Origin of the sequence: Streptococcus mitis (assembly GCF_946190275.1) — a bacterium.
GTDB lineage: Bacteria > Bacillota > Bacilli > Lactobacillales > Streptococcaceae > Streptococcus > Streptococcus mitis_DC.
This window is the reverse complement of the sequence record NZ_CAMHZQ010000008.1, coordinates 22,871-48,220: the sequence shown is the minus strand read 5'-3', so window position 1 is coordinate 48,220 and position 25,350 is coordinate 22,871. Positions and strand designations below refer to the sequence as shown.

Here is a 25,350-nt window from a genome sequence, read left to right as displayed (position 1 = left end):
TGGGGAAATCCCTGAATAAAATTAAGGAGATGTTTAGAACAATGACTTCAACTAAACAACACAAAAAAGTTATCCTTGTCGGAGATGGTGCTGTAGGTTCATCTTACGCTTTTGCACTTGTTAACCAAGGAATTGCACAAGAGCTTGGAATTATCGAAATTCCACAATTGCATGAAAAAGCTGTTGGTGACGCGCTTGACCTTAGTCACGCCCTTGCCTTCACTTCACCTAAAAAAATCTATGCAGCTCAATATTCTGACTGTGCAGACGCTGACCTTGTTGTAATCACTGCAGGTGCGCCTCAAAAACCAGGTGAAACTCGTCTTGACCTTGTAGGTAAAAACCTTGCTATCAACAAATCAATCGTAACTCAAGTTGTTGAATCAGGTTTCAAAGGTATCTTCCTTGTTGCTGCTAACCCAGTTGACGTTTTGACTTACTCAACTTGGAAATTCTCTGGTTTCCCTAAAGAACGCGTTATCGGTTCAGGTACTTCACTTGACTCAGCACGTTTCCGTCAAGCACTTGCTGAAAAATTGGATGTTGATGCTCGTTCAGTTCACGCCTACATCATGGGTGAACACGGTGACTCTGAGTTCGCTGTTTGGTCACACGCAAACATCGCTGGTGTAAACCTTGAAGAATTCCTTAAAGACACTCAAAATGTTCAAGAAGCTGAATTGATTGAATTGTTCGAAGGTGTTCGTGATGCAGCCTACACAATCATCAACAAAAAAGGTGCAACATACTACGGTATCGCAGTAGCCCTTGCTCGTATCACTAAAGCAATCCTTGACGACGAAAACGCAGTACTTCCACTTTCAGTATTCCAAGAAGGTCAATACGGAGTTGAGAACGTCTTTATCGGTCAACCAGCTGTTGTTGGTGCACATGGTATCGTTCGTCCAGTAAATATCCCATTGAACGACGCAGAAACTCAAAAAATGCAAGCATCTGCTAAAGAATTGCAAGCTATCATTGATGAAGCATGGAAAAACCCAGAATTCCAAGAAGCTTCTAAAAACTAATTTAGCCATAGACAACTCCTTGAATTATCAGGGAGTTGTTTTTTTCTGTATTATAGTAGATTGAAATAAGATATGAACAAATTAATTTCTAGAAATATTTTAGCAGCCACGGCGTACTATTCTAGCTGTAATTCACTATAAGAACTAAACATTTTATGAAATTTTCGTTCAAAAAACAACATCCCTTTAAAAGCTATCATGTCATGTCATGGCTTGGGCATGAATATAAAAAGACTACCAATCAGATTTATACTTACATCACAAAAAGTATGGAACAAGCAACGATTTACTCTTTAGCTACAGTTGCATTAAATCACAAGTAGAAAACTTTCCCCATATACAAAAAAGCCCATCATACAGGTTAGAAAGCTTGATACGATAGGCTATTTTTCTATTAATTAACGTACTGTACGGATACGCATTGTGTTTGTACGTACAGCTTCTCCAAGTGGTACACCAGCTACGATAACGATATCGTCACCAGATTGTACAAGACCTGCTTCAACTGCTTTACGTTCAGCAATTTCGAACATATCGTCAGTTGAAGATGGAGCATCTGTCAACATTGGGATTACACCCCAGTTCAACATCAATCCACGCTCTGTCAATTCGTCGAATGTCAATGCCAAGATGTCAGCATTTGGACGGTATTTAGAGATCAAACGTGCAGTGTGACCTGTCTTAGTAAGAGTTACAACCAATTTAATGTCCATTGAGTTAGTAGCATCTTTAACAGCTGAAGCCATTACTTCTGTCTTAGAGTTACGTTCGAATGAATCTGAGTTCAAACGTCCGTATTCGTTAAGAAGAGTTTGAGCGTTCTTATCGATTGTAGCCATTGTAGTTACTGACTCAAGTGGGTATTTACCGTTTGCAGACTCACCTGAAAGCATTGTTGCGTCAGTTCCGTCGATAACAGCGTTAAATACGTCTGATACTTCTGAACGAGTTGCACGTGGTTTTTCAGTCATTGTTTCAAGCATGTTTGTTGCAGTGATAACAACTTTACCTGCAGCATTGACTTTAGTGATGATCATTTTTTGGTAAACTGGAACCATTTCGAATGGTACTTCGATACCCATGTCACCACGAGCGATCATGATACCATCAGCAGCTTCGATGATTTCATCCAAGTTATCGATACCTTGTTGGTTTTCGATTTTAGCGAACAATTGAACATGTCCGTTTCCAGTTTCTTCACAGATTGCACGAACTTCGTTCACGTCTTTTGCAGTACGTACGAATGAAATAGCGATGAAGTTGATACCTTGTTCAAGACCGAAACGGATATCGTCGTTATCGCGTTCAGCAAGAGCTGGGAAAGGAATTTTAGTGTTAGGAATGTTCACACCTTTTTGTTTAGCGATGATACCATCGTTTTCAACTTCAACTTCAAATTCACGAGTTGCATCATCTTTAGCAACCACACGAAGACCAAGTTTACCATCGTCAACCAAAACTTGACGACCAACTTCAACATCATCATAGATATCAAGAGCACCAGCAACGTTCAATGCAATCACTTCACGAGTTGATTTGATTCCTTGTTTAGTTGCAACACGGATTTTTTCACCAGTTTTGTATGAATACTCTTTAGCTTCACCTTCGAACAATTCTGTACGGATTTCTGGTCCTTTTGTATCAAGAAGGAAACCAACTTTTTTACCTGCAAGTTGTTCAGCAAGTTTAACAGTTGCCATACGCTCACCTTGTTCTTGGTGGTCACCGTGTGAGAAATTGAAACGGAATGTGTTAGCACCAGCTTCAATCAATTTAGCAATGTTTTTAGCTGAAGCTTCAACATCAAGTTTTTCACCCCAGTATCCGTCCTCACCGAATTTTTTACCACCACGGATTTCTACCGCAGGACCCAAAGTTGCAACGATTTTTACACGTTTGTTCATGATTTTTGTGACTCCTTTATATATATGACCTTTTTGGTCTTATTAACTAAATTGTAAATTATGACAAGCTCTTATTCAAGCTAGATAGCTCAATGTCGGCTTTGTGTGGGTTGTTAACCACAATCTTACCTTCTGCAGTAAGGCTAAACAATGCTCCTTCTTCTGCAGTTCCAAGAATTGGGTTTTCAACCATTTTCTCGTTACGGATACCAACCGCAACACCACCGATACCTTCTTTAAGAAGTTTAACAGCATGCGCACCCATACGTGACGCCAATACACGGTCACGCGCAGTTGGAGAACCACCACGTTGAATATGTCCAAGTTCTGTCACACGAAGGTCGCTTGTATCCCCAGCTTCTTTTAGTTTTTTACCAAATTCAGCCGCTGACATCACACCCTCAGCCAAGACGATGATGTTGTGTTTTTTACCACACTCATAACCACATTTAATGCTTTCTACGATATCTTCAATCTTGAAGCCTTCTTCAGGAATGATGATTTCATCAGCACCAGTTGCAATACCAGCCCAAAGAGCGATATCACCAGCGTTACGTCCCATAACTTCAATAACAAAAGTACGACGGTGACTTGATGATGTATCACGAATCTTATCGATAGCATCCATAGCAGTTGTAACCGCTGTGTCAAAACCGATTGTGAAGTCAGTACCAACGATATCGTTATCGATTGTACCTGGAAGACCGATAGCTGGGAAGCCATGTTCAGTCAAACGCATAGCGCCGTGGTAAGAACCGTCACCACCGATAACAACTACACCTTCAATTCCGTGTTTTTTCAATTGCTCAATCCCTTTAAGTTGCCCTTCAAGTTGAGCGAACTCTGGGTAACGAGCTGAGTGAAGGAAAGTACCACCACGAGAAATGATGTCTCCTACTGAAGCTGCATCTAGGGGATGAATTTCACCGGCAACCATACCAGCATATCCGTCATAGATACCAAACACTTCCATTCCTTCTGAAATTGCTTGACGAACAACTGCGCGGATAGCAGCGTTCATACCAGGGGCGTCTCCACCACTAGTCAAAACAGCAATACGTTTCATATTGGTTATGCTCCTTTTTCTTTTAACATTCTTATTGATTATACCACATTTGATTTTAAAATTCTTCTATTTTCCGTATTTTTAGCGATAAATCGTTTTCATAACCATTTCATTCAACTTCGCTTCTAATTCATTGGATTTAGCTACAAAATGATGGGGAGAAACGATTGTTTTCTGTTCCTCTTCATACCTGACGATGACTGGGATTGGACCTTTAAATTGTTCTAAAATACGTGAAATTTCTTGATCCGATTCATGATTTTTTACCTGTATCCAAAAGCGTTCAGCAACTGCTTCTCTTATTTCTTGTGCAATCATTTGCAGACGACCATCACGTGACTGGATTTTTCCTTTTATATAGTAGAAGGCTCCCTCTTTTATTTCCTGCCCAACCTGACGATATAAGTCTGAAAAGAGAGTGACATCCAATTTTTTCTTACTATCATCTACCTGTAAGAAAGCCATGTTTTCGCCCTTTTTGGTACGAATTACTTTTATTTTCTGAACTTCAACCAAAATAATAGCGTAGCTATTTTCTGACAAATTCCCAATTGGGGTAATCGGGTAAATAGCTTTACTTGCAATAGCTTGTAGGGGATGTTTGCTGACACCTATCCCTAAAAGTTCTTGTTCCATATAGAATTTTTCTTGATCTGTCCAATCTTCCGATTCCTGCCAACTATAAATAGTATCTCCAAACAAACTTCCTAACTCTTTTACAAATTCAAATAGATTAGCTAAGTTATTAAATACTTTTTGACGATTTTTTTCAAATGAATCGAAAAGACCAACTTTTACCAACGGTTCTAGCAGAGGAAGTTTCAGATAATTCTCAGGTAATTTAGCTACAAAATCTTCAATGTTAGAATAGGGTCTATTTTCAATGATCCAAAGCGCCAAATCTTTGCTGACTCCCTTAATCGATTTTAAACCTAGATAGATGGACTTGTTGGTAATTTTATCGTGATAGGGGATGGTGTTGATGAACAGAGGGACTACTTCAAATCCTGCTTCTAAGGCATCCATTAAGTAATCACTGTTGGCAGAATTCAACATGACCTGATAAAAGATAGCTGGATAATGTGTTTTGAAATAAGCCAACTGGAAAGCCAAGGCTGAGTAGGCATAGGCGTGAGATCTGTTAAAACCATAACCTGCAAACTTCTCCATGACATCAAAGACCTGCTCTGCCTTTTCCGCAGTATGTCCAGCTTCTAATGAACCTTGAATAAAAGAAGCCCTCATCTCATGCATGGCAGAGGCATCCTTTTTCCCCATAGCTCGGCGCAAAATATCGGCTTTCCCAAGACTAAATCCAGCAAAACGCTGGGCAACCTGCATAACCTGCTCCTGATAGAGCATAATGCCGTAAGTTGGAGCCAAAATATCCTCCAGTACTGGATCCAGAACAGTCACTTCTTCCTGCCCATGTTTTCTTGCCACAAAATTATTGATATAGTCACTAGCACCTGGTCGATTTAGGGAAGTAGTTGCTACGACATCTTCAAAACAGACAGGCTGAACACGTTTTAGCAGGCGAATAGCACCAGGTTGTTCAAATTGAAAGATACCTTTTGTATTACCAGAGGCAAATAAAGCTAACGTTTCTTTGTCTTCCAAATCTATTTCTTCAATTTTCAAGTGAATATCTTCTATTTTAGCAAGCAATTCTTGCATCTTCTGGACAAAGGTCAAATTTCGCAGTCCCAGAAAGTCCATCTTCAAAAGTCCACTTGCTTCGACTCCATGAGCATCATACTGAGTCAGTGGAATTTCATCACCATGCTTCAGAGGGATGTAGTTGGTCAAATCTTGGTCACTGATTACAACACCAGCTGCATGGACAGAGGTTTGTCTTGGATAGCCCTCTATCTTGCAAGCAATCTCAAAGGCTTTTTGGTATTCTAACTTACTATTGATTTGCTGACGAAACTGGAGGTTACCCTCATAAGCCGACTTGAGATTGTCACGAAAACTGATTTTCTTGGTAATTGCAGACAATTCATACTCTGGCACACCAAAACGTTTTAAAACATCTCGTAAGGCCTGCTTTGCTCCAAAGGTAGAAAAAGTAACGATTTGTGCAGCATGTTTACTACCATATTTATTGCCAACATATCTGATAAAATCTGGACGATAAATATCTGGGATATCAATATCAATATCAGGCATGGTATAGCGTTCACGATTGAGGAAACGTTCAAAAATCAGATTTTTCTCTACTGGGTCAATCCCTGTAATGTCTAAAGCATAGGAAACCAAGCTACCAACTGCAGAACCCCGTCCCATTCCCATATAATAGCCATTCGAACGTCCAAAACGCAGCAAATCCCAGACGACCAAGAAATAATCATCAAAGCCCATATCATGAATAACAGCCAATTCTTGGTCTAGTCGATCTTGATATTCTTTACCAGACAATCCCTTCTGAGCAAGCCCCAATTCAGCACGTTCTCTCAACTCTTCTACTGCTGGTCTAGCTGGATTAAAACGAGGCAGTTTCAGGCTAGTATCCAAATCATAAGAAATACCTGAAATCAGCTTTTCTAAATTGTCCAAGGCTTGCGGAAAACGTTCTAGGAATAATTTCTCTAAAGAACTTGCTGATATAAAGACATCTTGTCGCGAGCGCAAAGGAACTTCTCTGAGCGGTATATTTTCTTTAATCGCTGTTAATACTTGAAGAACTTCTCTATCCTTACTTTCAAATGTATTGACCCGATACAATGGCAAAATAGGATGGTGAAATTCGCTGGCCAGTGTTTCTGGGTAAACCCCTATATAGTAATAACAGCCTAGATTTAACAACTCAAGCTCTTCAAAATAAGGCACAATTACCGCAATATCCTCTAGATACTGAGATAGAACTGACCAACTTTTCTCCCCCTGCATCTTGGCTGTTGAAAGTTTCATCAACTGCTGATAGCCCACACTAGATAGAGCTAAAAAGCGCAGATTCACTTCCTTGTCATCTACAAGCACAGTCATTTCAAGTCCTAATAAAGGATGAATGCCATATTTTTTTGTAACCTCTATAAAGTCAAAAGCACCATAAAGATTATCAATATCCATCATAGCCAGATGAGTGTAGCCGTATTCTTTAGCTGCTCTCACATACTTTTCAATCGAAATGACGCTCTCCATAAAACTATAGACTGTTTTTGTATCTAGTTGTGCGATCAATTTACACTTCTCCTCTATCCTTCTCACTATATTATACCATTTTCAAAAAGAGAAAGACAAAAGCAATGACTCCTATCTCTATTTTATATTTTAAATAAGGCATTTTGGATGAAAAAATAACAAATATATTTGCAGTAGAAATGTTTTTGTAAACTATTTTGAACTTTTTATCCCAATAAATGGATATCTCTTTTAAAGAAGTGAGATAAATTCACTCAAAATTCTTGTTAGATATCGTTTAATTTATGAATGCTATAGAATATCACATATTATTTCATATAATTTGTATTCATTATTCTTTAATTAATTTCTTTCTCACTTAATGATTCCCTTTCTCCTATTTTTTTGATATAATAACCTTAATTATTATTTTACAAGGAGGTTTTATGCGCTTTAATCAATTCAGCTATTTATCACTTCCAAGAGATACTATTTTATATGAATTAAAAAAGTATGGATTTGATTTTCCATCTGAGTCAACAAATAAAAAGATGTTGGAGTCTTTTCTAAGTCGTTTCTTTTTCACTTATCAAGACACCAACTATCCACTTTCCATCCTAGCAGCTGATAAAAAAACAGACCTGCTAACATTTTTTCAATCAGAAGATGAACTGACAGCAGATATTTTTTATACTGTTGCTTTTCAACTTTTAGGCTTTTCTTATTTGGTTGACTTCGAAGATAGTGAAGCTTTTCGTAAAGAGACTGGATTTCCTATTGTATATGGTGACTTGATTGAAAATCTCTATCAGTTACTCAATACTCGCACCAAAAAGGGAAATACTCTTATCGACCAACTTGTTAGTGATGGTCTTATTCCAGAGGATAATGACTACCACTACTTTAACGGCAAGAGTTTGGCTACTTTTTCTAGCCATGATGTTATTCGAGAAGTGGTCTACGTTGAGTCTCGTGTCGATACTGACCAAAAAGGGCTACCAGACTTAGTCAAGGTTAGCATTATTCGTCCACGTTATGAAGGACAAATCCCTGCTATTATGACAGCCAGCCCTTATCACCAAGGAACCAATGATAAGGCCAGTGACAAAGCTCTCTACAAGATGGAGGGCGAGCTTGAGGTTAAACTTGCTCATAAGATTGAACTAGAGGAACCTCAACTCAATCTCGTCCAACCTCAAGGACAAGCTGAGCTTGTGTCAGAAGCTGAGGAAAAGCTAAGTCACATCAACTCTAGCTATACACTCAACGACTACTTCCTCCCACGAGGTTTTGCCAATCTCTATGTGTCAGGTGTTGGTACCAAAGACTCTACTGGTTTCATGACTAATGGCGACTACCAGCAAATCGAAGCTTATAAAAATGTCATTGATTGGCTTAATGGTCGTTGTCGTGCCTTTACCGACCACACGCGTCAGTGTCAAGTCAAAGCTGACTGGTCAAATGGAAAAGTAGCCACAACTGGACTTTCCTATCTTGGAACCATGTCAAATGGGCTTGCGACTACAGGCGTCGATGGTTTAGAGGTTATCATTGCTGAAGCTGGCATTTCTTCATGGTACAACTATTATCGTGAAAACGGTCTGGTGACTAGCCCAGGCGGTTATCCAGGTGAGGACTTTGACTCCCTTGCTGAACTAACCTACTCTCGTAATCTCTTGGCTGGCGACTATATCCGTGGCAATGAGGCTCACCAAGCTGACTTAGAAAAAGTAAAAGAGCAGTTAGATCGCAAGACCGGCGACTACAATCAGTTTTGGCATGACCGCAACTATTTACTCAATGCTGATAAAGTAAAGGCAGAGGTTGTCTTTACCCACGGTTCACAGGATTGGAATGTCAAACCACTTCATGTTTACCAGATGTTCCATGCCCTGCCTGCTCATATAAACAAGCACCTCTTTTTCCATAATGGCGCACATGTTTACATGAACAACTGGCAGTCCATTGACTTCCGTGAGTCCATGAATGCCTTATTGACTAAAAAATTACTGGGACAAGATACAGATTTCCAACTTCCTACTGTCATTTGGCAGGACAATACAGCCCCTCAGACTTGGTTATCACTTGATAACTTCGGTGGGCAAGAAAACTTTGAAACCTTCTCACTTGGTCAAGAAGAGAAAGTCATTCAAAACCAGTACCCAGATAAGGATTTTGAGCGCTATGGTAAAACCTACCAGACCTTCAATACGGAACTCTATCAAGGGAAAGTCAATCAAATTACCCTTGACCTTCCTGTGACCAAGGATCTTCACTTGAACGGTCGAGCTCAACTCAATCTTCGTATCAAATCCAGCATAAACAAGGGGCTTTTATCTGCTCAACTACTGGAACTTGGTCAAAAGAAATACCTGCAACCTTATCCAGCTATTTTAAGTGCTAAAACCATTGATAACGGACGCTACCATATGTTGGAAAATCTCTGTGAATTACCATTTAGACCAAATGCACAACGAGTCGTGACAAAAGGTTACCTCAATTTACAAAATAGAAATGATTTACTGTTAGTAGAGGATATTACTGCAGATGAATGGATGGATGTGCAATTTGAACTACAACCTACTATTTACAAGTTAAAAGAAGGAGATACTCTTCGTTTAGTCCTCTATACTACTGACTTTGAAATCACCATACGTGACAATACTGACTACCACCTGACTGTCGACCTCTCTCAGTCCACACTTACCATACCTCACTAAAAAAGGAGTTAAATTATTATGAATAAATCTGAACACCGACACCAACTCATACGCGCTCTTGTTGCAAAAAACAAGATTCATACACAGGCTGAATTGCAAGCCCTTCTTGCTGATAACGACATTCAAGTTACCCAGGCAACTCTCTCACGTGACATCAAAAATATGAACCTGTCAAAAGTCCGCGAAGAGGATAACTCTTACTACGTGCTTAATACAGGTTCGATCTCAAAATGGGAAAAACGTCTCGAACTCTACATGGAAGACGCCCTTGTCTTGATGCGCCCGGTTCAACACCAAGTCCTACTAAAAACTCTTCCTGGACTTGCTCAATCCTTTGGTTCTATCATTGATGCTTTGAGCTTCCCTGACGCTATCGCTACCCTCTGTGGCGATGATGTCTGTCTCGTCATCTGCGAAGATGCAGAAGCTGCTCAAAAATGCTTTGAAGATCTGAAAAAATTCGCCCCACCATTTTTCTTTGGTGAATAGTAAAATCCCGTGTCTGATGAGGCACGGAATTTTTTTATCTTCTTTACTGAGATGGATTTTCTTTTTTAGTTCGTGCCAACCTCAAAGCACGATTTGGATTGAGACGATTAAATAGTTCTTCCAATTTCTTTTCATTCCAAACGTCTGCGGCGGAAACAAAATTACCATCCGCATCTCGGAAAGATATCGGTTTATCTCCCATATCAGTCTCCTAGTCTACAAATTCAAACTCAAATTTACCAATGCGGACCAAATCTCCATCCTTAGCACCACGCGCACGAAGGGATTCATCAACCCCCATGCCACGTAGCTGGCGAGCAAATTTCATGACTGATTCGTCACGATCAAAGTTGGTCATATTAAAGAGTTTCATGAGTTTTTCACCAGAAAGTACCCATGTCGCATCGTCATCACGACTAATTTCAAAGGCTTTTTCTTCCTCGTTAAATCCATAGTAAACTTCTTCTTCCATATCTGACTCGTCGTAGAGCAAGAATTCTGGTGTCTTGTCTAACAATTCAGCTGTAGCATCCAAAAGTGTAGCCAGACCTTGCTTGGTCAAACCAGATATTGGGAAAATAGCTGGTAGCTCTTCAAATTCGTCGTAATTTTCAGCTAATTTTTTCTTAAATTCTTTAAGATTTTCCTGACTTTCAGGCATGTCCATCTTATTAGCTACAATGATCTGTGGACGCTCCATGAGACGAAGATTGTATGACTCCAGCTCTTTATTGATCGCTAGATAGTCCTCATAAGGATCACGGCCTTCGCTAGCTGACATATCAATGATGTGAAGGATGACACGTGTACGCTCGATGTGACGGAGGAACTGAGTTCCCAAACCAACACCTTGACTAGCGCCTTCAATCAAACCTGGTAGATCGGCTACTGCAAAGGATTCACCTGATTGGGTACGAACCATACCTAGATTTGGCACAATGGTCGTAAAGTGGTAGGCACCAATTTTAGGTTTAGCTGAGGTAATAACACTTAAAAGTGTTGATTTCCCAACAGATGGGAATCCAACTAAACCAACATCAGCCAAGATTTTTAGTTCCAATTGTAACTCACGTTCCTGACCTGGTTCTCCATTTTCAGAGATTTCCGGTGCAGGATTTTTTGGTGTTGCGAAACGAATATTTCCACGTCCACCACGTCCACCGTGGGCAACGATAAATTCTTGACCATGTTCAATCAAATCTGTCAAAACCTTGCCAGTCTCTGCATCACGAACAGTCGTACCTTGTGGTACTCGAACTCTAAGGTCCTCAGCTCCACGACCATGCATCCCTTTGGTCATTCCTTTTTCACCAGAATCAGCCTTGAAATGACGATTGTAGCGGAAATCCATCAAAGTACGCAAACCTTCGTCTACAACGAAGACGACATTACCTCCACGACCACCATCACCGCCCCAAGGACCGCCATTAGGGACATATTTTTCACGGCGAAAGGCAACCATGCCATCACCACCATTACCAGCCTTGACCTTGATCTTAGCTGTATCTAAAAACATACTCATTTTTTCTTCTCACTTTAAAAAAGGGCTGGGAAATCCCAGTCACTAAATTTTCTTGAATCTATTTTATAGATTACTGAGGGCACCAATTGCAGTTGCAAAAATTCCCAATAAACTTGCTACTAGCATGATAATCACGATAAACAAGGTTATTTTCTCAAACATAGTTTTTTTACGATTTCCATTATCTCCAAATGCCATTTTTTTCTCCTTCGTTACATTCTATTTTCTATTATCTTAGCATGAATTGAACTAGTTTTCAATAGTCAGTTGCTACAGGCGCAATAATCCATAAAATGATATAAGCTACAATTCCTGCCCCATAACAAAATGCAAGAACACCCCATATTACACGAACAATAGTAGGATCAATATCAAAATAGTTTGCGACTCCAGCACATACTCCAGCAATTTTTTGATCACTACCACTTCTCATCAATTGTTTTTTCATAGCTATTCCTCTTTCTATTCTTCATGGTCTTTCCAATAATCTCTTATGCTGATTAACTGTGTTTTTGAAGCCTTCAGCATGCGTCTAGAGCCTTTTACCGGTACAGCAACCACCTGTTGTGGTAAATACAAAACTGTCTTAAAGATACGCTGGCTGACCGTATCATCTTTTGCTAAATCTTTCTGGAAGTTATTTGAAATAATGGCATCCAGATAAAACTCATGCACCCGTTTTCCAAAGTTCTCAGCTGAAATCTCGTACAATTTCTCTGATAAGGTATGCTCATTCATATCTGGTGTTGCAATCAGGGCCTCCAGAATAGCTCCAGCCAAATCATGTTCACCGTAATACAAGGTTCCAAACATTTTATCACTGATAAGATTGTCCAGATAAGGATTTCCATGTGCAATGACAGGCGTCCCACTAGCTAAGCTTTCCAAGTAGGTCAAGCCTTGGGTTTCACTTGTCGATGCCGAGATGAAGAAATCCGCCACCTTATAGTAAAGAGCTGTCTCACTAGGAGCAATCATCCCTGTAAAGACAACAGAGTCTTGAATCTCTAGTTTCTGGGCTTGCTCTTTGAGGTCATCCAGATAAGGACCGTCTCCAGCTACCACCAGTTTAACCTTGTCTTCTTCTTTCAGAACATCTGCAAAAGCTGCTAAAACTGCTTGAATATTTTTTTCATAGGAAATTCTGGAAAGACTCAGCAACATCTGTTCATCATCTTGAATCCCTAGTTTACTACGTAGTTCTTTTAGATTTTCTTGCTTGATTTCTGGACGCTCAAACTTGGCTAATTCAATCCCTGTTGGAATGACCCGCTTTTCAACCTTGACCTTATAGTCCGATAGCAAGTCACGGACAATCTCACTCGGGCAAATAACCCCATCCACATCGTGCAGGAAACCTCTGACCAGATACTTGACCATACTAGGACGAATCAACATCCCCTTGGCAATATAATGCACGTAGTCTTCGTATTGGGTGTGATAGGTATGGATGACTGGAATCTTCAATTCACGCGCAATCCAAATTCCCAACAAGCCAAGAGAAAATTCTGTCTGAGTATGGATAATATCCAGTTGATATTGTTTAGCAATTTCAAGCGCCTTGCTGAATCCTCGATAGGCAAAGCGGCGATCCTTAAAAGCAAAGAAGGGAACACTTGGAATGCGGATAATTTGCCAATCTTCATAACGATTGACATCCTTATCTGTCGTCGTAAAGATAAAAACAGCGTGCCCTTGCTTTTCAAGTTCGGTTTTCAAGGTTCGAATACTGGTCGCAACACCTGAAACCTGAGGAAAATAGGTATCTGTAAATAAACCAATTCGCATAGATTACCTCACTTTTTACTTTCTCCCTAAAGCGGCTTGTTTCTCATAAAAGTCCAACCAGATTTGTAACAGATGCTCTTCTGAATACTCTCTAGAAATATTCTTAGCTTTTTCTTTCAAATCTTTTAAAGCAGCAGGATTTGCTTGATATTCTAAAATAGCTTCTTTCATTTCTTCTCTGTCTGCTGTCGCCCGATAATTCCCCTCTAAAATCACCTTATAAAGATCCAAATCACGCAACATAATCGGAGCTTCACAACTGGCAGCCTCTAAAATCGTCATCGGAAAGAGCTCATTGTAACTAGGAAGCAAGAAAAGATCCGCTAGGGCATACAACTCGCGCATCCGCTCTGGCGATACAATACCTGGAAAAATCAAATTTTTAGGGGGATTCTCCATAATTTTCTTATAGCGTTCATAACCATCTGTCATGCCACCAAAAGAGAAACCACCAGCCCAGATAAAGGTAATCTGAGGCAATTCCTCAGCCAGACGGATAAAATCGTCAATCCCTTTGCGCTTCTGAACTTGACCAGCACCTACTACGATAAACTGATTGTCACTAAGACCTAGCTCTGTACGCAGTTTCGCTACCTCTTCCTGTGGAAGAGGATGCCATTTTTCCTTATTGACAAAATTAGGAATATAGGTCACTTTTTCACGTGGAATACCAGCTGCCACCAAATCCTCAATAAACATAGGATTGACCACAACTAAGTGTTCCATCCGGTTGTAAAAAGAAAATACATAACGTTTAACAATTCCCTTTAAGAAAAATGGAATTTTCAAACTTCCCTCAAGTGTATCAGGCAAGAAATGCACATAGCCAATCTTTCTCCCTGAGCGTTTCTTTTGGAAGGTTGATAAATAATAGGGGAAATCAATTGTATGAAAGTGAGTCACATCTGCCTCTATTGGAAGATTTTCTGTAACAATCAATTGGTCCTTGGCATCACGGTGAAGAAGACGAACTAATTCACGGTAGGCACCTGAAACTCCTTGTCCTGCTACTTTCTCACTTGAACTCAACATATTGATGCGTAATTTCTTTTTTTCCATGACTACTATTATATCATTTTCTTTGAATAAAATCAGCAAAAGAAAGGAGAGACTAGAGGAAAAGATGGGGGAAATTTCCTCGCTTTTCCAATAATCTCTCACATGCTATTATATGTTTACTTAATGCCTAGGGCAATGCGGGCATAGCGACTCATTTTTTCAACTGTCCAGGCTGGATACCAGACTAATTTGACCTCAGTATCCGTTACTTCTGGCACCTCTGTCATGGCATCATAAATCTGATCCGTCAAAAGGTCAGCTAGGGGACAACCCATAGTTGTCAAAGTCATATCAATCTCTGTTTGCCCTGTGTCGCCATCAAAACGAATCTCATAAATCAAACCAAGATTGACAATATCGATTCCCAACTCAGGGTCAATAACTTCTTCCAAGGCTGATAAAATTCGTGTTTTGATGTTTTCAATTTGCTCTTCTGTATAAGCCATATTTATCCTCACTCTTAGTCTTCAATAAAATCACGAAGCGGTTTGCTGCGACTTGGTTGGCGTAGTTTTCTCAAAGCCTTAGCTTCAATCTGACGGATACGCTCACGAGTTACGTTAAAGACTTTCCCCACATCTTCAAGGGTGCGCATTTTTCCATCATCTAGGCCGAAACGTAGTCGCAGAACATTTTCTTCACGGTCTGTAAGAGTATCCAAGACCTCATCCAACTGCTCACGCAAGACGATACGAGTTGTATAATCCACTGGATTTTCAATCACTTCATCTTCGATAAAGTCCCCAAGGTGACTATCATCCTCTTCACCGATTGGAGTTTCAAGGGATACCGGTTCTTGAGCAATCTTCAAGATTTCACGAACCTTGTCAGGAGTCATATCCATACGTTCAGCGATTTGTTCTGGCGTTGGATCTTGTCCCAATTCTTGAAGGAGATTACGTTGTTCACGAACCAGTTTATTGATGGTTTCAACCATATGAACTGGGATACGGATGGTACGAGCTTGATCTGCAATAGCACGAGTGATAGCCTGACGAATCCACCAAGTTGCGTAAGTTGAAAACTTGAACCCTTTAGAATAGTCAAACTTGTCAACCGCCTTCATCAAGCCCATGTTCCCTTCTTGAATCAAGTCAAGGAACTGCATACCACGGCCGACATAGCGTTTGGCAATAGAAACAACCAAACGAAGGTTGGCTTCTGCAAGACGTTGTTTGGCTTCGATATCACCAGCTTCAACAGCCAGTGCCAATTCTTTTTCCTCTTCATTGGTCAAGAGAGGAACGACCCCGATTTCTTTCAAGTACATACGGACAGGGTCATTGACCTTAGCCGAAGTTGAACCAATCAAGTCCTCGTCGCTGAGTTCTGGTTCTTCTTCAGCACTAAGAACACGCGCACTTGGATTTCCTTCATTATCTGTGATAGAAATTCCTGCATCTTGAATCCGTTGCAAGAGATCTTCAATCCCATCAGCGTCCAAGGTAAAAGGAACGACAAGACTAGCATTGATTTCATCATCTGTTGCTGTCCCTTTTTGCTTATGATTACGGATAAATTCTGCTACTTGTACGTCAAATGTTGTTACTTCTTTTTGTTTTGTTACCATTATTACTCCATTCTTCTCTTTTGGGAAATTAAACGTTCCAATTCTTCTAGGGCTGTGTCGGTATCTCCTACATGGCTAGCTTCCTGCACCTTCTTTTTGATTCTCATATTGTCCTGATTCAAGAGAGCCTTGTTTCGAGTCATTTCTACTTCACTAAGTTCCTGCGGTGACATCTCAGCAGGCAAATCCTGAGCTAAGACTTGATACCAAGCTCTTTCAACTTCCTCTGTCTGTTCTGCTAAAACTTCTGGGGGAAGATTTCCATACTGGCCAAGCAAGTCATATAAGACCTGAAATTCAGGTGTGTCAAATGAAAAGTCTTCTCGCAAACGGTAATCGTTTAAAACAAGAGGGAATTCCATCATTCGATAAAGTAGATGGGCTTCTGCCCTCATAATAGCCGATAACTGCTTAGTGACAGGCATAGTGATTGACGTCTGTCTGGAAATTCCTTCCATACGATTCTGCCTTTGTGCCTGACGGCTTTCATTAACAATCTGCTCAATCTGGGCATAATCAAAGGACGCCAGACTGTCAGCTAAAATATGAATATAGCTGTTTTGAGCAGTGATGGACTTTTCTTGAACAATCAAGGGAGCTATTTTTTCAATAAACTCAATCTGTGCCTGCAGATTTTCACTATTTTCAGGTTTGTACTGATGAATGTAGAACTCAATCGGACTAATACGAGTTTTCGTTAATAGATAGGCCAAGTCTTCTGGACCATTATTTTGTAGATACTCATCCGGATCCAAGTTATCAGGCATGCTGACAATCTGCACAGGCATATCACCAATTTCGTCCAGCGCTTTCAAAGTCGCGGCCTGCCCAGCCTTATCGCCATCGTAAACAAGAACCAACTTCTTGGTTAACCTTTTCAGATGCTCAACATGCTCACGACTTAAGGCCGTTCCCATAGACGCTACAGCATTTTCTATTCCAGCCCGATAGGCTGCGATGACATCCATGAACCCTTCCATGAGATAAATCTCACTGGCTTTACCAGAAGATTTTTTTGCCCTATCCATATGATATAATTCGTAACTTTTGTTAAAAATTGCAGTCGATCGGCTATTTTTATACTTAGAAGTTTGTGAATCCGTTTTCTGCCAGATACGACCTGAGAAGGCAATGACCTTTCCCTGGTCATTTGTCAGGGGAAACATAATCCGATTGTGAAAGGTGTCTACAAATTGATTTGCATCCGAAAGATAAAACAGTCCTGAATCTAGGAAATCCTCATCACGATACTGACCAGATAAACGTTGATAGAGATAGTTTCGTTCTGGAGGTGCCAAACCAATCCGAAAATGCTTGAGCACTTCATCTGTCAAACCACGCTGATAAAGGTAGTTTCTGGCCTCTTCCCCCATGGTCGTTGTCATGAGAATAGCATGATAAAATTTGGCAGCATCTTCGTGCATATCATAAAGAGCTTGGTGAGGCGAGGCTGGCTTCTGTTCACTATAAAGCGGTTTTTCCACCTCTATCCCGACACGCTGACCTAAGATTTGGACAGCCTCCATAAAGGGAACCCCTTGGTACTCCTCGATGAATTTAAAGACATCACCTGAGCGACCACAACCAAAACAGTGGTAAAACTGCTTGTCCTCTACAACGTTGAAAGAAGGTGTTTTTTCACCATGAAAAGGACAGAGCCCTAGATAGTTCCGTCCTGCCTTTTGTAAAGAAATCACATCCCCTATGACTTCCACAATGTTGGCATTGTTTTTGATTTCTTCAATGACTTGTTTGTCAACCATACACAATACCTCCATGTTATCATAGTTTACTTTATATAGTATACTTTATTTCAGAAAAAAAGTAAACCATTTCACTCATTTTCCCTACTTTATTCAAAGAGTTGATAATAATCAGAGATTTTCATTTTTGCTTTTTCTTCTTGCTTCAAATCTTGGATAATTCGTCCTTCTTTCATGACAATTAAGCGATTGCCATACTTAAGAGCATCTTCCATATGATGGGTAATCATAAGCGCTGTCAACTGATCTTTCTTGACAAATTCATCCGTCAATTCCATCAAGGCCACACTGGTCTTTGGATCAAGGGCTGCAGTATGCTCGTCTAACAAGAGTAATTCAGGACGCTTCAAGGTTGCCATCAAGAGACTCAAAGCCTGTCTTTGTCCACCTGATAAGAACTCAATCGGTGTATTCAAGTGTTTCTCAAGACCGTTTCCCACTTTTTCAATGGTCGCTTGAAATTCATCCTTATAACTAGTCAAGCGTCGTGGTAACAATCCACGCTTTTCACCACGAAATTTGGCAATCAAGAGATTCTCTGCCACTGTCATACGAGGAGCTGTCCCCATCTTGGGATCTTGGAAGACTCGAGACAGATACTTGGCTCTCTTCTCTGGTGAAAACTTGGTAACATCCTCACCTAAAATACGGATAGTTCCACTGGTTAGTGATAAAGTTCCTGCAATAGTATTAAAAAGAGTTGATTTACCAGCACCATTTCCACCCAAAATCGTGATAAAGTCCCGTTCAAAAATTTCTAAGGAAACATCATTTAAAATAATCTTTTCTTCATCAAAGCCATTTTTAACGACTTTGGTTGCATTTTTTAATTCTACAATTGCTGTCATTTGCTTAATTTGGCTCCTTTCAAGATTGTTTGCTTAAATGTTGGAATCATGAGGCAGACTGCTAAAATCACGGCGCTGTACAAACGAAGGTAACTTGTATTAAAGCCAAGCGCAATAACTGCCCACACTAAGAATTGATAAGCGATAGAACCTACAACAATGGTAACCAGACGTTCTGCCAAGCTCAAACTCTTGAAGATAACTTCTCCAATAATCAAACTTGCAAGCCCCACAACGATAACCCCAATTCCTCGAGATACATCAGCATAGCCTTCTTGCTGGGCAATGAGAGCTCCTGCAAGGGCAATCACACCATTTGATAAGACCAAGCCCATGAGCTCCATGCGTCCAGTATGAATCCCAAAACTTCTAGCCATATCAGGATTGTCACCTGTAGCAATATAGGCTTGTCCGAGTTTAGTGTCCAAGAAAAAGAGCATGAGAGCAATGACAAGACTAACAAAGATAAGACCTGTCAAGAGTTGGTTCAAGTCTGAATCAAAAGGCAAAACATCCTGAATTTGCTTGGTTCCAAGCAGTCCTAAGTTTGCACGCCCCATAATCAAGAGCATGATAGAGTGACAAGAAGTCATCACCAAAATCCCTGAGAGCAAGGTTGGAATCTTCCCTTTTGTATAAAGAAGTCCTGCAGCCATTCCAGCCAAACAACCAGCTCCAACAGCAACAAGTGTCGCTAAAAAAGGATTCACGCCTTTCGTTATCAAAGTGACAGCAACAGCTCCCCCAAGAGGGAAGGAACCTTCTGTCGTCATATCTGGAAAGTTTAAAATCCTAAATGTCATAAAGATTCCCAGACCTAAAATAGCCCAGACAAATCCTTGAGAAATAATAGATAATATCATCTGTTTCTTAACCTTTTCTATACGATTTCTATTGTAAAAAATTGGAGGAGATGTCCCCAACTCCTCCATTACAGATTATTCAATTACTTGTCCTGCTTCTTTAAGAACAGATTCAGGAATCGTAATACCTAGTTCTTGTGCCAACTTTTTGTTGATTACTGACTTACCAGTTGAAAAGACATTGACTGGAGTATCAGCTGGTTTTGCACCTTTCAAAACTTGTGCAATCATTTTACCAGTTGCCACACCAAGGTCGTGTTGGTCAACTACAACTGATGCCAAGCCACCTGCTTCTACCATGGCAGTTGCGCTTGGGTAGATTGGCTTTTTAGCTGATTGATTGCTTGATACAACTGTTGAAAATGCAGATGCAATGGTGTTGTCGATTGGAACCCAGATAGCATCGACCTTGCTAGTCATAACATTAACTGTTGAAGCAATTTCATTTGTTGAAGGAACAGCAAATGTTTCCACTGTCAAACCTGCTTTTTCAGCATAAGCCTTAAATTCTTCAACCTGTGTTTTTGAATTGTCTTCGCTACTTGAGTAAAGGGCTCCGATTGTTTTTACATTTGGTGTAAGAGCCTTAATGAGTTCAACTTGTTGTTGAGCTGGATTGTGGTCAGATACCCCTGTAATGTTGCCACCTGGTTTTTTCAAATCTTTGACCAAGTTAGCACCGATTGGGTCTGTAATAGCAGCCATGATAACAGGTAGGTCTTTTGTGGCGCTTGCCAAACCTTGAGCAGCTGGCGTTGCAATACCAACCACAAGGTCATTCCCATTTGCAACCAATTGTTTACTCATTGTCGCAACCTTACTTTGGTCGCCTTCTGAGTTCATAAAGTCAATCTTCAACTGATTATCTTTATAACCTTCTTCTGCAAGTCCATCTTGAATCCCTTTATAAATCAAGTCAAGAGATGGATGGCTCACAAACTGAAGGACACCAACTTTGGCAACTTTCTTCTCATTCTTAGCTTCTGGTTTATTCATTGAAGAGTAAATCAAGCTTCCTGCTACTAAGACTGCTAATGCAGCGATAATTCCAATTAAACGTTTATTTTTCATTCTATTTCTCCTTTTTTATTCCTTTAAAATACTTCACTTATCTAATAATCTTCGAAAATCTCTTCAAACCACTTCAGCTTCACTTTGCCGTAGCTATGGTTACTGACTTCGTCAGTTCTATCCACAACCTCAAAGCAGTGCTTTGAGCAACCTGCGGCTAGCTTCCTAGTTTGTACTTTGATTTTCATTGAGTATAAACAAGCGACGCCATCGTTTTCTTTCCATACTAACCTCCATCAAAAAAGTCCTCACACAAAAAACTTGTGTGAGGACGTCGATGCGCGGTACCACCTCAATTATAGGGAATTTCCCTATCGCTCTGTCTCGCAATAACGAGATGCACTGTAAGGTGTGCTCACCGAATTTTTATGATTTCAAATTCTAAATAACATCCAGCCCAATTTTCATCATCAGCACTTATCTGTTTTCAGCTACCACAGACTCTCTAAAAAGTTTATATGATTACTTTTCTGAATGGTTAAATTATATCATTTTTCAACTACTTGTCAAGACTCTTTTAGCATTTTTTTGAACTATTCAAAAACTTCCCCTATAGAAAAGAGGAAGTTTGATAGGTATCAGCCTGAATTACGCAATCCTGTCGCAATTCCGTTGATGGTTGTATGGATTAATTTTTCTTGATCGCTTGATAATTCTCCTCGGCGTTGACGTTTAATCAACTCCAACTGGATATAGTTAAGGATATTAAAGTAAGGCATACGATAATCCAAACTTGCTTTTAGATATGGATTTTCAGCCAAGAGTTCATCATATCCTTCGATAGCCAAGATGACTTCCTTGGTAACTTGCCATTCATTTAGAATAGTCTCATAAATTGCTTTTACTTGATCATCTTCACAAAGTTTGGCATATTCAAAAGCAATATTCATATTTGATTTTGACAAGACCATGTCTACATTTGAAAGAAGTGACTGGAAGAAAGGCCAATTTTGGTACATATCTCGTAGGATAGCGATATTTTCTGGATTTTTATCAATAAATTCTTTGAAACTTGATCCGACACCATACCAGCCAGGGAACATGACACGGCTTTGTGACCATGAGAATACCCAAGGAATAGCTCGCAAACCACCGATTTCAGTAATCGTCTTACGAGCGGCTGGGCGAGAACCAATATTAAAGCTTGAGATAGCCTTGATTGGACTTGACTCGAAGAAATAATCATAGAAATGGTCATTACCAAAGACCAAATCACGGTAGATATCGTAACTACGGTCCACTACTTGGTCCATAATGGCTTCATAACGATTTGAGGTATTGGTATCGCTCTTCTTCTGCGTAATCATACGGTTAATGGCTGCAGATACTAGCATTTCAAGATTATAGTAGGCCGCATCTTTATTACCGTATTTATTGCCAATTACTTCACCCTGCTCCGTCAAACGGATACGATCCTTGATAGACTTGAGCGGTTGAGATGTGATGGCTTCATAGGTTGGTCCACCACCACGACCGACAGTCCCACCACGACCATGGAAGAAGGTAACCTTAACGCCAAATTCATCTCCAATAGCAGTCAATTGTTGTTGAGCCTTGTAGAGGGTCCAACATGATGATAAGTAACCACCATCTTTATTACTGTCAGAGTAGCCCAGCATGATTTCTTGATAGTTATTGCGTGAAGCAATCCATTTCTTAGCAAGAGGAAGTGAAAGGTATTCTCTCATGGTTTCTTCTGAGTGATCCAAGTCCTCGATTGTTTCAAAGAGAGGAACAATTTGGACTCGGGCTCTTTCTTTATCAACTAACCCTACTTCTTTTAGTAAGATAGCCAATTCCAGCATGTCTGATACGCTGGTTGCATGTGAAATAATGGTTTGACGAATAACATCATCACCCAACTTATCTTTCAACTTACGAGCAGCTTTAAAGATAGCCAATTCTTTTTCAAGTAACTCTGATTTTTCAACATGAGTGGCAGAAAGAATACGTGGATCTTCTTCTAATTCTTTCAAAAGAAGCTGGCATTTTTCTTCTTCACTTAATTCACTGTAATGAGAATGAATTCCTGCTGATTTTAAGAGTTCTGCTACACAGGCCTCATGAACACTAGAATCTTGACGCATGTCAATAGATGCCAAATAGAAACCAAAAATTTCAACTGCCTGGATCAACTCCACAAAATCACCAGAAATCAGTGCTTCACCCTTATTTTCCAAGAGGGAATCACGAATAGTAATTAAATCCTTATAAAAATCATTGGCCGTTTCATAGCGAGCCCCTACTTCCTTATCCTCAATCAGATAGGTTTTTGTTGCTTGGATTTTTGATTGAATATCAAACAAGGCACGGCGGTAAAGCTCTTTTTCACGGTAGATCGAGTTATCCTTGGATTGACGAGCCATTTCTCTGACTTGCTTGCTTACATTGACAATACTGGTTGAGAGAGAGAATTCACGATAAAGTTGGTAAATCTTTTCATCATAGTAGTTCATGATGACTTCACACTGAGTCATAGCAGATTGTTTCAAGGTATCTGCTGTAACAAAAGGATTCCCATCACGGTCCCCACCAATCCACATTCCCATGGTAATTGGTTTAGGATGTTTCAACTCCAAGCCGTGTTTTTTAGCCAGACGCTTGTACTCAGCAGTCAAATGAGGAACTGCCTTCAGGAATGAACTATTGTAGTATTCCATAACATTCGTGATTTCATTGGTTACTTTCAATTTCTTTTCACGAATCATGTCTGTCTGCATGATAATCTCAATATAACGACGGAGATCATTATGCCATTTTTCCTTATTAATCAAGCCTAATTTCACATCACGATACTTACGCAAAAGGGTATGGATATGATTGGTCAAATCCAACATACTCTTACGTTGTACTTGTGTTGGATGGGCTGTCAAAACAGGGACAACATTCAAGTGTTCTAGAATTTCAACCGCATTTTCTTTTTCAGCAACCATTTTGATTGTTGCTGACAACTTACCAAGATAATCTTGATCGATATTATTTTGGTGGTTGATTTCATAAGCCAAATCCACGTCTTCTGAAATATTAATCAAGAGGGGCAAGATAGAGAAATAGCGTGAAATATAAGCCATTTCATCATTTGACAGACTAGTAACCAATTGGTTCAAGCCTTGATAATCTTCTTGAGTTGACAATTCTTTCAACTGCATAATTTTTTCAAAAGTCTCTGGGGCAAGCATATTTTTAGTGATATCTTCTAACAATTCTGTTAAAATCAATACTTCTTCTTGCACGACAGCTTTATTACTATAGTTTTCTAATTTTTGAAGAGACATAGGTAATCCTTTCCACTATCAGCTCTACATATAGTTTGAGGAGTGAGCTTCTAACTCCTCATACAATTGAGCACGCTTTTCACTTGCATCAATATTTAAGACAAAGGCGATGGCTACAGACAAGACCAGAAGACTATTCCCTCCTTGCGATAAGAAAGGAAAGGTTACTCCTGTCGAAGGAATAATACCAGAAATTCCACCGATATTGACAAACACCTGGATCAACATCATCCCCCCAACCCCAATCGCCATCATGGAATTAAAGGGATTCTTAGCACGAATTCCGACTAGGATAATTCGCAAAATAAGGAAAAAAACAAGTGCTAAAATCAAGCCGGCCCCTACAAATCCAAATTCTTCGATGACAATTGAAAATACAAAATCTGTATGGGCCTCTGGTAAATAGCCACGTTTTTCAATTGAATTTCCTAAACCTAGACCAAACCAACCACCATTTACCATGGCAAAGTAGGAATTTGCGAGTTGGTGGCCTGCTCCTGCCAAATCGGCAAAGGGATTAAAATAGGCACTGAAACGCTTGGCAACGTAACCAAATACCGGAACTTTTGAAAACTTATCAACCCCTATAAAAGAAATCAGTGATAAGGATAGGGCAGAAACTCCCACCAAAATTCCCAAAAAGGCAATAAACCATCTATAAGCGATACCACTAATCGTATACATAATCAAGGCAACCAAAGCTAAAATAGAAGCATTCCCCAAATCTGGGAAAATAGCAAGGCTCCCAATTAGTACAAAGAGAACAAAGCGCCAGTCATTAAACGCACGAGGAAGCCACTGATTCTGTGTCAAAACTTGAAAATCATAAATAGCTATATCCTCTTGTTGTTTGGAAAATTTATTTGCTAGATACCAAATAATAATAATTTTCAAATATTCGGCTGGCTGAATGGTCAAAGGTCCTACAGAAATCCAGCCATAGGCTCCATTGACAGGAATACCAATTATCCGAGCCAAGGCTAATAGAATCAACTCAACGAACATAACGATAAATAAAAGACGTTCGTTTCTTAAAAAATTCAGTCTCAACTTATATATCAAGGCAATCAGTATCAAACTAAATATCCAAAATAGTCCCTGACTTCGGACCAATTGCAGTGCACTTTGGCCTTCTTGAATTAAAATAGCACTGGTTGTCGAATAAACCACAATCAAGCCCAAAATAGATAAAAGTAAGTAAGGAACTAGAATAGAATAATTTAATAGGTGCCTTTTACTAATCTTCATAGTATCACCAATC

20 protein-coding genes and 1 other annotated feature are annotated in these 25,350 nt (G+C 39.8%); of the genes, 3 read left to right on the top strand and 17 right to left on the bottom strand.

Annotated elements, in window-relative coordinates:
• The first annotated feature begins 41 nt into the window (after positions 1–41).
• The gene (locus tag N8M20_RS05775; RefSeq protein WP_000204727.1) at positions 42–1,028 is read left to right on the top strand and encodes an L-lactate dehydrogenase; all 987 of its coding nucleotides are present in this window, start codon (positions 42–44) and stop codon (positions 1,026–1,028) included.
• 398 nt (positions 1,029–1,426) lie between these two features.
• Here N8M20_RS05775 and pyk read toward each other — a convergent pair whose 3' ends face one another.
• The 3 genes from pyk to N8M20_RS05760 all read right to left on the bottom strand — a co-directional run bounded on the left by pyk (position 1,427) and on the right by N8M20_RS05760 (position 7,181).
• Positions 1,427–2,932 (bottom strand): pyruvate kinase, encoded by a 1,506-nt coding sequence (gene pyk / locus N8M20_RS05770; RefSeq protein ID WP_261079395.1) that lies wholly within the window; start codon positions 2,930–2,932, stop codon positions 1,427–1,429.
• 58 nt (positions 2,933–2,990) lie between these two features.
• On the bottom strand, positions 2,991–3,998 hold the full coding sequence (gene pfkA / locus N8M20_RS05765) for a 6-phosphofructokinase (protein WP_000820862.1): 1,008 nt from the start codon (positions 3,996–3,998) through the stop codon (positions 2,991–2,993).
• An 81-nt stretch (positions 3,999–4,079) separates the two neighbouring features.
• Complete coding sequence (locus tag N8M20_RS05760; protein ID WP_261079394.1) at positions 4,080–7,181, bottom strand: DNA polymerase III subunit alpha; 3,102 nt, start codon at positions 7,179–7,181, stop codon at positions 4,080–4,082.
• A gap of 386 nt (positions 7,182–7,567) precedes the next feature.
• Here N8M20_RS05760 and N8M20_RS05755 point away from each other — a divergent pair, with 386 nt between their 5' ends.
• Together N8M20_RS05755 and N8M20_RS05750 are read left to right on the top strand one after the other, a co-directional pair.
• On the top strand, positions 7,568–9,841 hold the full coding sequence (locus tag N8M20_RS05755) for a Xaa-Pro dipeptidyl-peptidase (RefSeq protein ID WP_261079393.1): 2,274 nt from the start codon (positions 7,568–7,570) through the stop codon (positions 9,839–9,841).
• 18 nt (positions 9,842–9,859) lie between these two features.
• Positions 9,860–10,330: an arginine repressor gene (locus tag N8M20_RS05750; protein ID WP_261079392.1), complete on the top strand. Its 471-nt coding sequence runs from the start codon at positions 9,860–9,862 to the stop codon at positions 10,328–10,330.
• A 43-nt stretch (positions 10,331–10,373) separates the two neighbouring features.
• On the opposite strand, the gene N8M20_RS05745 is transcribed toward N8M20_RS05750, so the two are convergent.
• The 14 genes from N8M20_RS05745 to ftsW all read right to left on the bottom strand — a co-directional run bounded on the left by N8M20_RS05745 (position 10,374) and on the right by ftsW (position 25,337).
• A complete protein-coding gene (locus N8M20_RS05745; protein ID WP_001808548.1) occupies positions 10,374–10,532 on the bottom strand; it encodes a hypothetical protein in 159 nt (52 codons plus the stop codon).
• Positions 10,533–10,541: 9 nt separating this feature from the next.
• Entirely contained in the window at positions 10,542–11,852 is a 1,311-nt protein-coding gene (gene obgE, locus N8M20_RS05740; RefSeq protein WP_261079391.1) for a GTPase ObgE, read from the bottom strand.
• A 63-nt stretch (positions 11,853–11,915) separates the two neighbouring features.
• Positions 11,916–12,050: a DUF4044 domain-containing protein gene (locus N8M20_RS05735; RefSeq protein ID WP_000863859.1), complete on the bottom strand. Its 135-nt coding sequence runs from the start codon at positions 12,048–12,050 to the stop codon at positions 11,916–11,918.
• Between the two features lie 58 nt (positions 12,051–12,108).
• Complete coding sequence (locus N8M20_RS05730; RefSeq protein ID WP_162489588.1) at positions 12,109–12,300, bottom strand: PspC domain-containing protein; 192 nt, start codon at positions 12,298–12,300, stop codon at positions 12,109–12,111.
• A gap of 14 nt (positions 12,301–12,314) precedes the next feature.
• A complete protein-coding gene (locus tag N8M20_RS05725; RefSeq protein ID WP_261079390.1) occupies positions 12,315–13,640 on the bottom strand; it encodes a glycosyltransferase family 4 protein in 1,326 nt (441 codons plus the stop codon).
• A gap of 15 nt (positions 13,641–13,655) precedes the next feature.
• A complete protein-coding gene (gene cpoA, locus N8M20_RS05720; RefSeq protein WP_261041374.1) occupies positions 13,656–14,699 on the bottom strand; it encodes an alpha-galactosylglucosyldiacylglycerol synthase in 1,044 nt (347 codons plus the stop codon).
• Positions 14,700–14,815: 116 nt separating this feature from the next.
• Positions 14,816–15,145: a metal-sulfur cluster assembly factor gene (locus tag N8M20_RS05715; protein ID WP_000331925.1), complete on the bottom strand. Its 330-nt coding sequence runs from the start codon at positions 15,143–15,145 to the stop codon at positions 14,816–14,818.
• A 14-nt stretch (positions 15,146–15,159) separates the two neighbouring features.
• Positions 15,160–16,269, bottom strand: coding sequence for an RNA polymerase sigma factor RpoD (rpoD, locus tag N8M20_RS05710; protein WP_000256769.1), 1,110 nt, complete (start codon positions 16,267–16,269; stop codon positions 15,160–15,162).
• Positions 16,270–16,271: 2 nt separating this feature from the next.
• Positions 16,272–18,032: a DNA primase gene (dnaG, locus tag N8M20_RS05705; protein ID WP_261079389.1), complete on the bottom strand. Its 1,761-nt coding sequence runs from the start codon at positions 18,030–18,032 to the stop codon at positions 16,272–16,274.
• An 89-nt stretch (positions 18,033–18,121) separates the two neighbouring features.
• Positions 18,122–18,880, bottom strand: coding sequence for an ABC transporter ATP-binding protein (locus tag N8M20_RS05700; RefSeq protein WP_261079388.1), 759 nt, complete (start codon positions 18,878–18,880; stop codon positions 18,122–18,124).
• Positions 18,877–19,743 (bottom strand): ABC transporter permease, encoded by an 867-nt coding sequence (locus tag N8M20_RS05695; protein WP_004234420.1) that lies wholly within the window; start codon positions 19,741–19,743, stop codon positions 18,877–18,879. The genes N8M20_RS05700 and N8M20_RS05695 overlap by 4 nt, the downstream gene beginning before the upstream one ends.
• Positions 19,744–19,818: 75 nt before the next feature.
• On the bottom strand, positions 19,819–20,814 hold the full coding sequence (trpX, locus tag N8M20_RS05690) for a tryptophan ABC transporter substrate-binding protein (RefSeq protein WP_120770132.1): 996 nt from the start codon (positions 20,812–20,814) through the stop codon (positions 19,819–19,821).
• Between the two features lie 264 nt (positions 20,815–21,078).
• Positions 21,079–21,296: a binding site (T-box leader), on the bottom strand.
• A 96-nt stretch (positions 21,297–21,392) separates the two neighbouring features.
• On the bottom strand, positions 21,393–24,089 hold the full coding sequence (gene ppc, locus N8M20_RS05685) for a phosphoenolpyruvate carboxylase (RefSeq protein ID WP_000058173.1): 2,697 nt from the start codon (positions 24,087–24,089) through the stop codon (positions 21,393–21,395).
• A gap of 24 nt (positions 24,090–24,113) precedes the next feature.
• A complete protein-coding gene (gene ftsW / locus N8M20_RS05680) occupies positions 24,114–25,337 on the bottom strand; it encodes a cell division peptidoglycan polymerase FtsW (protein ID WP_261079387.1) in 1,224 nt (407 codons plus the stop codon).
• Between the last annotated feature and the right edge of the window lie 13 nt (positions 25,338–25,350).